Origin of the sequence: Aquabacterium sp. (assembly GCF_030652515.1) — a bacterium.
In the GTDB taxonomy this organism is placed as follows: Bacteria; Pseudomonadota; Gammaproteobacteria; order Burkholderiales; family Burkholderiaceae_C; genus Aquabacterium.
In genome coordinates this window covers 1-9,821 of record NZ_JAUSAR010000057.1, presented here as the reverse complement: position 1 = coordinate 9,821, position 9,821 = coordinate 1, and the positions used below count along the sequence as shown (strand labels likewise).

At 61.8% G+C, this 9,821-nt stretch carries 9 protein-coding genes; 5 read left to right on the top strand and 4 right to left on the bottom strand.

The features are described 5' to 3' along the window. Nucleotides 1-16 precede the first annotated feature (16 nt). From Q7V20_RS07025 to cysS, 3 genes are read right to left on the bottom strand one after another with little or no spacing between them, the layout of a single operon-like run. Nucleotides 17-988, bottom strand: coding sequence for an acetyl-CoA carboxylase carboxyltransferase subunit alpha (locus Q7V20_RS07025; RefSeq protein ID WP_304788585.1), 972 nt, complete (start codon nucleotides 986-988; stop codon nucleotides 17-19). 33 nt (nucleotides 989-1,021) lie between these two features. Then, nucleotides 1,022-1,726, bottom strand: coding sequence for a DNA-3-methyladenine glycosylase (locus tag Q7V20_RS07020; RefSeq protein WP_304788587.1), 705 nt, complete (start codon nucleotides 1,724-1,726; stop codon nucleotides 1,022-1,024). Continuing rightward, nucleotides 1,726-3,129 carry a cysteine--tRNA ligase gene (cysS, locus tag Q7V20_RS07015; protein WP_304788584.1) on the bottom strand — a complete coding sequence of 468 codons (1,404 nt, stop codon included), beginning with the start codon at nucleotides 3,127-3,129 and terminating at the stop codon, nucleotides 1,726-1,728. The genes Q7V20_RS07020 and cysS overlap by 1 nt, the downstream gene beginning before the upstream one ends. A gap of 287 nt (nucleotides 3,130-3,416) precedes the next feature. On the opposite strand from cysS, the gene Q7V20_RS07010 reads away from it, so the two are divergent. Genes Q7V20_RS07010 through Q7V20_RS06990 form a run of 5 tightly spaced genes read left to right on the top strand, consistent with a single transcriptional unit; the run spans nucleotide 3,417 to nucleotide 7,616 of the window. Next, a complete protein-coding gene (locus tag Q7V20_RS07010) occupies nucleotides 3,417-4,487 on the top strand; it encodes a tetratricopeptide repeat protein (RefSeq protein WP_304788582.1) in 1,071 nt (356 codons plus the stop codon). A 53-nt stretch (nucleotides 4,488-4,540) separates the two neighbouring features. Continuing rightward, on the top strand, nucleotides 4,541-5,737 hold the full coding sequence (locus Q7V20_RS07005; RefSeq protein ID WP_304788580.1) for a murein L,D-transpeptidase family protein: 1,197 nt from the start codon (nucleotides 4,541-4,543) through the stop codon (nucleotides 5,735-5,737). Continuing rightward, nucleotides 5,734-6,309: a peptidylprolyl isomerase gene (locus Q7V20_RS07000; RefSeq protein WP_304788578.1), complete on the top strand. Its 576-nt coding sequence runs from the start codon at nucleotides 5,734-5,736 to the stop codon at nucleotides 6,307-6,309. The genes Q7V20_RS07005 and Q7V20_RS07000 overlap by 4 nt, the downstream gene beginning before the upstream one ends. Nucleotide 6,310: 1 nt before the next feature. Then, nucleotides 6,311-6,811, top strand: coding sequence for a peptidylprolyl isomerase (locus Q7V20_RS06995; protein WP_304788576.1), 501 nt, complete (start codon nucleotides 6,311-6,313; stop codon nucleotides 6,809-6,811). Continuing rightward, nucleotides 6,762-7,616 (top strand): UDP-2,3-diacylglucosamine diphosphatase, encoded by an 855-nt coding sequence (locus Q7V20_RS06990; RefSeq protein ID WP_370652419.1) that lies wholly within the window; start codon nucleotides 6,762-6,764, stop codon nucleotides 7,614-7,616. Before Q7V20_RS06995 ends, Q7V20_RS06990 begins: the two co-directional genes overlap by 50 nt. Nucleotides 7,617-7,688: 72 nt before the next feature. Here the strand turns inward: Q7V20_RS06990 and clpA are convergent. Then, nucleotides 7,689-9,821, bottom strand: a 2,133-nt coding sequence (clpA, locus tag Q7V20_RS06985) for an ATP-dependent Clp protease ATP-binding subunit ClpA (protein WP_304788572.1), incomplete at its 5' end; no start/stop codon positions are given.

The window sequence follows — 9,821 nt, the reverse complement described above, 5'->3', positions numbered from 1 at the left end:
ACAGCGTTCATGAGGCTCAATGCTCTTTGGTGTCGTTGTAGCGGCCGTAGCTTTGCAGCCGGTCATAGCGCTGCTGCAGCAATTCCTTCACCTTCAGGTCGCTGAGCTGGCGCATGGCATCGTTCAAGCCGCGCTTGAGGTTGGCCGCCGCCTGCTTGTGGTCGCGGTGCGCGCCGCCCACCGGCTCGCTGACAATCTTGTCCACCAAGCCCAGGGCCTTCAAGCGGTGCGCCGTGATGCCCAAAGCTTCGGCCGCCTCCTCAGCACGGTCCGCCGTCTTCCACAAGATGGAGGCGCAGCCTTCGGGCGAGATCACGGAGTACACCGAGTACTGCAGCATCAGCACCTGGTCGGCCACGCTGATGGCCAGCGCACCGCCGGAGCCACCTTCACCAATGATGGTGGTGATGATCGGCACTTCCAGCCGGGCCATCTCGAAGATGTTGCGGCCGATGGCTTCAGATTGATTGCGCTCTTCGGCGCCAATGCCGGGATAGGCCCCGGGCGTGTCAACGAAAGTGAACACCGGCAGGCTGAATTTCTCGGCCACCTGCATCAGGCGCAAAGCCTTGCGGTAGCCCTCGGGGCGTGACATGCCAAAGTTGCGCATGGCGCGCTCTTTCGTGTCACGGCCTTTTTGATGGCCCAGCACCATGCAGGCCTGGCCATTGAAACGCGCCAGCCCGCCCACAATCGACAGGTCATCCGCGTAGTGGCGGTCGCCATGCAACTCCTGGAAATCGGTGAACAGTTCGTTCACATAGTCCAGCGTGTAAGGCCGTTGCGGGTGGCGAGCAATCTGCGTCACCTGCCAGGGCGTCAGGCTGGAATACACGTCCTTGGTCAGTTGCAGGCTTTTCTTGCTCAGCCGGTCGATCTCTTCCGAGATGTCCACGGCCGATTCGCTTTGCACGTAGCGCAGCTCTTCGATCTTGCTTTCAAGCTCCGCGATCGGTTGCTCGAATTCCAGAAAATGTCGTTTGCTCATGGCAGGTTGTCCTCAGTCACGCGCAGCAGGTTTTTATGATGCCGCAGGCAGCGGGTCAAGGCTGCGCCACAGATACCACGTTCCCACTGTGCGATAGGGTGCCCAGGCTTCCGCGATGTCACGCGCCTCGGCACGCGACACGGGTTCGCCACTGAAATAACTTTGGCTGATCGCCTTGATCAGGACGGTGTCATCCAGCGGCAGCACATTGGGCCGCATCAGGTGAAAAATCAGGAACATCTCGGCGGTCCAGCGGCCAATGCCGCGGATGTCCACCAGTTCTTCGATGATGGTCTCGTCCTCCATGCGCTCCCAGTGGTTCACATGGACACGGCCTTCGGCGAAATGCTTGGCCAGGTCTTGCAGGTATTCGGCCTTGCGCACGGACAAACCCGCCGTGCGGAGCTGGTCAACGCCCATGGCCAACACCGCCTGAACGGGCAACGGCGCGCGGGATTCCGGCGGCTGCTGCCCCATCAGGGTCAACAGGCGCTCCCAGACCGACTGCGCCGATTTGGGCGAAATCTGCTGACCGACGATCGAGCGCGCCAGGGTGGTGAAGGCATCGCGGCGGCTGTACAGGCGGCCCTGCCCGTAGTCGGCCACCAGTTTGCGCATGACCCGGTCACGCTTGGACAGGTGCTTGCAAGCTTCGTCCCAGTAGTGGGGCGTCACCAAAGCGGTTGGCAGCGGCGCGGCGGCGGCATCGGCCGCAGAAAAAGAGGCTGAAGACGGCATCAGGCTTTCACCCATGTCGTGCCTTGCGGGCTGTCTTTCAACACGATGCCTTGCTGGGCAAGTTCGTCTCGGATGCGGTCGGATTCCGCAAAATTTCGGGCCTTCTTGGCGGCCGTGCGGGCTTCGATCAAGGCCTCGATGGCGGGAGCCTGCAGACCACCGGCATCAGCGCCGCCCTGCATGTAAGCCTGGGGAGACTGCTGAAGCAAACCCAGCACGCCCGCCAAAGCCTTGAGCAAAGACGCCGTCTCTGCCGAACCCGAACGATTCACTTCAGCCGCCAGGTCGAACAACACCGCCACCGCGATCGGCGTGGTGAAGTCTTCGTCCATGGCCGCCTTGAAGCGCGCGGCCTGAGGATGGGCCCAGTCGATGTCCATCGAAGGCACATCGGCCACGGTGCCCAAGGCGGTGTACAAGCGGCGCAGGCCATTGCGGGCGTCGTCCAGACCGGCATCGCTGTAATTGAAGGGGCTGCGGTAGTGCGTGCGCAGCATGAAAAAGCGCACCGTCTCACCGTCGTAGCTCTTGAGCACGTCGCGGATGGTGAAGAAGTTGCCCAGCGACTTGGACATCTTCTCGTTGTCCACGTTCAGGAAGCCGTTGTGCATCCAGTAGTTGACAAAGCGCTTGCCACTGGCCCCTTCGCTCTGGGCGATTTCGTTCTCGTGGTGAGGGAACTGCAAATCCAGACCGCCACCATGGATGTCGAACTGCTCACCCAGCAGCGAGCAAGCCATGGCCGAGCACTCGATGTGCCAACCGGGGCGGCCAGCGCCATAGGCCGAGTCGTACTTGGCATCCTCAGGCTCTTCGGGCTTCGCGGCTTTCCAGAGCACAAAGTCCAGCGGATCCAGCTTGCCATCGGCGGCGCGGCTGCCAGCCCCGTTCAATTCGCGCTCACCGGCACGCAACTGGTCCAGCGACTTGCCCGACAGCTTGCCGTAACCCTCGAACTTGCGCACGGCGTAGTTCACATCGCCATTGCTGGCCTGATAAGCCAGGCCATTGGCCTGCAACTTGCCGATCATGGCGAGCATTTGCGGCACATACTGGGTGGCACGCGGCTCATGCGTCGGCGGCTGGATGCCCAAAGCGCCGATGTCCTGGTGCATGGCCACGGTCATCTCTTCAGTCAACTGGCGGATCGTGATGCCCCGCTCCACGGCACGGCGGATGATCTTGTCGTCGATGTCGGTGATATTGCGCACATACGTGACCGACAGCCCCGAGGCCTTGAGCCAGCGCTGCGCCACGTCGAACGACATCATCATCCGGGCGTGACCCACGTGACATAAGTCATAAATGGTCATGCCGCACACGTACAAACCGACCTGGCCAGGAACCAGGGGGACAAACGACTCGACCTGCCGCGACAGGCTGTTGAAAATACGCAAGCTCATTGGAGACAAATTCTGGTCAAGCGCCCAAGGCCACATCCGGTGTCGGGCGACACGGGTCATGCGGCACTTGCGGCAAAGCAACAAGTGCGCGGGGCATGCACGGGCCCCGTCAAACTTGCAACGCTCAGATACAATCCAATGAGTATAGCGGCCCGACCACGGCCGGGGATGACAGGCGCTTTTCCAGCAGGTGGTCCGCTGGTATCCTCGAAAAATGGCAGGCTTTTTTTCTGGCCGCTTTGTGTGCCCGACACCATCAACACAAACCCATCGGATAAACACCCCCCATGCAAGTTGTTGCGCCTAAGTTTGGAATCCGCTTCACGGCCATGGCCGCCAAGTGCCTGGCCATTGCCGCCCTGTCCATGACCGCTGTGGCGGTGCGTGCAGACGAAGTCGGCGATGTTCAAAAACTGCTGTCGGCTGGCAAGAACACCGAAGCCTTGCAGCGCGCCGACCAGTTCCTCGCCGCCCGCCCGCGCGACCCGATGATGCGTTTCCTGCGGGCCATCAGCCTGTCGCAAGCTGGCCGCATCCCCGAGTCCATCACCGCCTTCACCAAGCTGACCGAAGACTATCCAGAGTTGCCCGAGCCGTTCAACAACCTCGCGGTGCTTTACGCTCAGCAAGGTCAATACGACAAATCGCGCAATGCGCTGGAAATGGCCATCCGGACCAATCCCAGCTACGCTACCGCGTATGAAAACCTGGGCGATGTCTACGCCAAGCTGGCCAGCCAGGCCTATTCCAAAGCGCTTCAGATCGACACCCGCTCCGCCGTGGCGCCCAAGCTGGCGATGATCCGCGACCTGTTCCCCAAAGAACGTGGCGGCACGGCTGTGGCGGGCTTGACCAACAGCAACACGCCAAGCACCACGCCAGCACCGGCCCCAGCCCCGCTGCCAGCCCCAGCCCCGGCCCCCGCCACCAAGCCTGCGCCCGTTCCAGCGCCAGCCCCGGCACCCACGCCTGTCAGCAAACCCACGCCGCCCGCACCAGTCCCCGTGGAAGCCAAGGCTGAAGCAGCAGAGCGCGAAGTCGAGTCGGCCCTGCAAGCCTGGGCAGCGGCCTGGAGCAAGAAAGACCTCAGCGCCTATTTTGCCGCTTACAGCCGTGATTTCAATGGCGGCAAGTCGCGCAAGGCCTGGGAACAGGAACGCCGCGAGCGCATCGTGGGCAAGCGCAACATCTCGGTCAAGCTTTCCAAGATCAGCGTCTCCGTCAATGGCAACAAGGCCACGGCTCGCTTCCGCCAGGACTACAAGGCCGACAGCCTGGACATCAGCAGCGGCAAGCGCATTGATTTTGTGCGCACTGGCGGTGAATGGGTGATCGTGAAGGAAAGCACTGGTTCGTGATGAGTGGTCATTTGGGCCGACCGCCGCATCGCGCGGCAGGTCGGCGATTGTCCATGCTCGTCAAGAGCATGTTGCTGGCGAGCGCCCTGAGCCTTGGCGTTGCGGGGCCCGCGTATGCCGTCAAGCCAGTGCTGCAGCAAAGCCAGTCTGCCGAGGCGCGCCTGCTTGAAATCTACCGCCTGGTCGGGGTTGGACAAGGCAAACTGGCCTTGAAAAATGCCCAGGCGCTGGTCGAAGACGTGCCCAATTTTCAGTTGGCACAGATGGTCTACGGCGATCTGCTGCTGTCCCAGACCGCCCCACTGAAAGCCATGGGCAGCGCCCCTGCCGATTTGACCGAGAAGGCCCCCCAACGGATTGAACAATTGCGCACGGAAGCCGAGCGTCGGCTCTTCGCCCTCCGCGAGCGCCCGCCCGCTGGCGCCTTGCCCGCCCAGTTCATCGAGACCCCACCCAGCACCCGCCACGCCATCGCGGTGGACGCTGGCCGCTCGCGCCTGTACCTGTTCGAAAACGGCCCGCATGGTTTGCGCGTGGTGGCCGACCACTACGTGTCCATTGGCCGCATGGGGGCTGAAAAGGCCGCCCAGGGTGACCAGCGCACACCTCTGGGTGTCTACTACATCACCAGCCGTCTGGATGGCAAACAGCTCACCGATTTCTATGGCGTGGGCGCCCTGCCTTTGAACTACCCCAACGAGTACGACCGCCGCCAGGGCAGGACCGGCTCCGGCATCTGGCTGCATGGCGTGCCCAGCGACAGCTATGCACGCAGCCCCAACAGCACCGATGGTTGCGTCGTCCTGGCCAACCCTGAACTGAAAAACATCCTGGAAAGCGTGCAACCACGCACCACCCCGGTCGTCATTGCCAAAAGCCTGACCTGGGTGCCCACCAAAACGGCCGAACATGAACGGCGTAACATGCGCAACCTCATTGAAGGCTGGCGCGTGGCACGGGCTGGCGGCGACCTGACCCGGTTGATGTCTTTTTATTCCAACCAGTTTTCCAACGGCACCCGCGATTTCAATCAGTGGCGACAATGGCTGGAAAAAGAAGTGGTCAGCCAGCGCGGCAAGTCCTTGCAACTCAAAGACCTGGCCATCCTGGGCTGGCGCGACAAGAGCGACATCCTCGTGGTGACCTTCGGCGAAGTCTCCGACGGTCAACGCACCGGGGCCATCAAGCGTCAATACTGGGGTAAAGAAGGCGGCCTTTGGAAAATATTCTATGAAGGAGTGATCGGATGACCTACCTGCACAAACTCGTGAACGTGGGCTTTGTGGCCACGGCACTCAGCTTCGCCACGCTGGGCTCTGCTTTTGCACAGACTGTGAAACTCTCCACCAGCGAAGGCGACATCGTCGTTCAACTGGACGCCGCCAAGGCGCCCAAAACGGTGGAGAACTTCGTTCAGTACGTCAAATCGGGCCATTACAACGGCACCGTTTTCCACCGCGTGATCAAGACTTTCATGATCCAGGGCGGCGGCATGACCCCTGACATGAAAGAAAAACCCACGCGCGCGCCGATCCCCCTGGAAAGCCGCAACGGCCTGAGCAACGTGCGGGGCACCCTCGCCATGGCCCGTACCAGCATTCCCGACTCGGCCACTGCGCAATTTTTCATCAACGTCAAGGACAATAACTTCCTTGACTCGGCCCAATCCCCCGATGGCAACGGCTATGCCGTGTTTGGCAAAGTCGTGCAAGGCATGGACGTGGTCGACAAGATCCGGATGGTGGAAACCGGCCAGAAGGGCCCCCACGGCGACGTGCCCCTCAAACCCATCGTGATCAAACAAGCTACCCTGGAGAAATGACATGACCAAAACCGTTGAACTGCAAACCACGGCAGGCGTGATCCGCCTTGAACTGGACGACGCCAAGGCGCCCGCCACCGTCGAAAACTTCCTGAACTACGTTCGCGCCGGCCACTACAACGGCACGATCTTCCACCGCGTGATCAAGGGCTTCATGGTGCAAGGCGGCGGCTTCGAGCCTGGCCTCAAGCAAAAGCCCACCACCGACACCATCCAGAACGAAGCCAACAACGGCCTCAAGAACGACCACTACACCGTGGCCATGGCCCGCACCAGCGCGCCGCATTCGGCCAGCGCCCAGTTCTTCATCAACACCACCAACAACGATTTCCTGAACTTCAAGTCGGAAACCGCCAGTGGTTGGGGCTACGCGGTCTTCGGCAAGGTCGTCGCCGGTACCGAGATCGTTGACCAGATCGAGAAGGTCAAGACGGGCCGCAGCGGTGGCCACGATGATGTGCCCGTCGAAAACGTGCTCATCACCCAAGCCACGGAAGTGTGATGCGGTGACTGGGGACACCCTCCCCTTTCCTGCAGCCGACACGCTCAATGCACCGCCCTCGTGGCGGTGCATTGATTTTGTATCGGACCTGCACTTGCATGCCGGCCTGCCGCGCACTGCCTCGGCGCTCGCGCGCTACCTGCAAGACACGCCCGCCGACGCCGTCCTGATCATGGGCGATTTGTTCGAGGCTTGGGTGGGCGACGACATGCGCCATGCAGGCTTTGAAGCCGATTGCACCGCCTTCCTGGCCGAGGCCGGCCAACGCCTGCACCTGGGATTGATGGTGGGCAACCGCGACTTCCTGCTAGGGCACGACATGGTGGCCGCTTGCCATGCACACGCCCTGGCCGACCCGACCATCCTGACGGCCTTTGGCCAGCAAGTACTGCTCACCCACGGTGATGCCCTGTGCTTGGCCGATCAGGCCTACCTTCGTTTCAGGGCTCAGGTTCGCCAACCCGCTTGGCGCGACGCCTTCCTGGCCAAACCTTTGACGGACCGACTCATGGTGGCCCGCCAGATGCGCGAAGCCAGTGCCGCACACCAGCATCAACAAACCCCCGACAACTGGGCCGATGTCGATGAAGCTGCTGCAGGCGCCTGGATGCAGGCCGCCCACACCCCCGTGCTGGTCCATGGCCACACCCACCGCCCCAAAACAGCGGCCTTTGGCATCCCTGGTGGCACCCGCCACGTCTTGAGCGACTGGGATCTGGACGGCGCCCATCCGCGCTGTGAAGTGCTGCGCCTCAGTGCCCAAGGCTTCGAGCGCGTGGCTTTGCTGCCCACCAGCACCGGCTGAAACAGGCACACAAACAACAAGGGCCCAGCCAAAGCTGAGCCCTTGTCCGATCTGGCCAAGCCAGCAAGAAGATCACTCGGCCGTGGCGGCCTCCGCCTTGGGCTTATCGCTCTTCTTGTTCGGCTGGATGTCCAGCTTGACCTCCATCTCGCCGTCGGCACCCTCCACCACGTCCACCGTCAGGCGACCGCCATCCACCAGGCGACCAAACAGCAACTCGTCGGCCAGCGCACGACGGATCGTGTCCTGGATCAGGCGCTGCATCGGACGTGCGCCCATCAGCGGATCGAAGCCCTTCTTGCCCAGGTGAGCACGCAAGGCGTCGGTGAAGGTGACTTCCACCTTCTTCTCGGCCAACTGGCTTTCAAGCTGCAGCAAGAACTTGTCGACCACCCGCAGGATGATCTCTTCGTCCAACGCCTTGAAGCCCACGATGGCATCCAGACGGTTGCGGAACTCCGGCGTGAAGACACGCTTGATGTCCGCCATCTCGTCGCCAGCCTGACGCTGAGTGGTGAAGCCGATGGTCGACTTCTGCAAGGTTTCAGCCCCGGCATTGGTCGTCATGATGATCATCACGTTGCGGAAGTCGGCCTTGCGCCCGTTGTTGTCCGTCAGCGTGCCATGGTCCATCACCTGCAGCAGGATGTTGAAAACGTCCGGGTGGGCCTTTTCGATTTCATCGAGCAGCAAGACGCAATGCGGCTTCTTGGTCACGGCTTCGGTCAACAGCCCACCTTGGTCGAAACCAACGTAGCCCGGAGGCGCACCGATCAAACGGCTGACCGCATGGCGCTCCATGTATTCCGACATGTCGAAACGGATCAGCTCAATGCCCAAGATGTAGGCCAATTGCTTGGCCACCTCGGTCTTGCCCACGCCGGTGGGGCCGCTGAACAGGAAGGAGCCGATCGGCTTGTCTGGCTTGCCCAAGCCCGAGCGCGACATCTTGATCGCGGCCGACAGGGCATCGATGGCGTTGTCTTGGCCGAACACCACGCTCTTCAAGTCACGGTCCAGGCTCTTGAGCTTGGAACGGTCGTCGTTGGACACGCTGGTTGAAGGCACCCGCGCGATCTTCGCGACAATGTCTTCCACCTCGGCGCGCGTGATGGTCTTCTTCTGCTTGCTCTTGGGCAGGATGCGTTGCGCCGCGCCAGCCTCGTCGATCACGTCAATCGCCTTGTCGGGCAAATGGCGGTCGTTGATGAACTTGGCGGACAACTCGGCCGCGGCTTGCAAAGCACCCAAGGCGTACTTGACGCTGTGGTGCTCTTCGAAGCGCGACTTCAGGCCCTTGAGGATCTCGATGGTTTGCTCAACCGAGGGCTCGACCACTTCCACCTTCTGGAAGCGACGCGACAAGGCCGCATCCTTCTCGAAGATGCCACGGTATTCCGTGAAGGTGGTGGCGCCAATGCACTTGAGCTGGCCCGAGCTGAGCGCGGGCTTGAGCAGGTTGCTGGCGTCCAGGGTGCCGCCAGAGGCCGCACCCGCACCGATCAGGGTGTGGATTTCGTCGATGAACAGGATTGCGCTGGGCTGCTCTTTCAGCTGCTTGATCACAGCCTTCAGGCGTTGCTCGAAGTCACCACGGTATTTGGTGCCGGCCAGCAGCGCGCCCATGTCCAAGGCATACACCTCGGCATCGGCCAGCACATCGGGGACGTCCTTTTGCGTGATGCGCCAGGCCAGGCCCTCGGCGATCGCGGTCTTGCCCACGCCAGCTTCGCCCACCAGCAGCGGGTTGTTTTTGCGGCGACGGCACAGGATCTGGATGACGCGCTCGACCTCGTGATCACGACCGATCAGGGGATCGATCTTGCCTTCGCGGGCCAACGCATTGATGTTCTGGGTGTACTGCTCCAGCGGAGACGCCTTGGGCTCGCCGCCTTCTTCCTTCTCGGTCTCAGCGGGGCTGGACTCGGAAGAAGACTTGATGGGCTCAGGAGGATCGGCCTTGCGGATGCCGTGGGCGATGTAGTTCACCACGTCCAGGCGTGTCACGCCCTGCTGGTGCAGGTAGTACACGGCGTGCGAATCCTTCTCGCCGAAGATCGCCACCAACACGTTCGCGCCAGTCACTTCCTTCTTGCCACTGCCAGAAGACTGGACATGCATGATGGCGCGTTGAATGACACGCTGGAAGCCCAGGGTCGGCTGGGTATCGACTTCGTCGGTACCGCCCACGGTGGGGGTGTTGTC

Coding starts and splice junctions, on each gene's coding strand:
- cysS (WP_304788584.1), bottom strand. CDS start 3,129: ATGAGCTTGCGTATTTTCAACAGCCTGTCGCGGCAGGTCGAGTCGTTT.
- Q7V20_RS07010 (WP_304788582.1), top strand. CDS start 3,417: ATGCAAGTTGTTGCGCCTAAGTTTGGAATCCGCTTCACGGCCATGGCC.
- Q7V20_RS06995 (WP_304788576.1), top strand. CDS start 6,311: ATGACCAAAACCGTTGAACTGCAAACCACGGCAGGCGTGATCCGCCTT.
- Q7V20_RS07000 (WP_304788578.1), top strand. CDS start 5,734: ATGACCTACCTGCACAAACTCGTGAACGTGGGCTTTGTGGCCACGGCA.
- Q7V20_RS07005 (WP_304788580.1), top strand. CDS start 4,541: ATGCTCGTCAAGAGCATGTTGCTGGCGAGCGCCCTGAGCCTTGGCGTT.
- Q7V20_RS07025 (WP_304788585.1), bottom strand. CDS start 988: ATGAGCAAACGACATTTTCTGGAATTCGAGCAACCGATCGCGGAGCTT.
- Q7V20_RS07020 (WP_304788587.1), bottom strand. CDS start 1,726: ATGCCGTCTTCAGCCTCTTTTTCTGCGGCCGATGCCGCCGCCGCGCCG.
- Q7V20_RS06990 (WP_370652419.1), top strand. CDS start 6,762: ATGATGTGCCCGTCGAAAACGTGCTCATCACCCAAGCCACGGAAGTGT.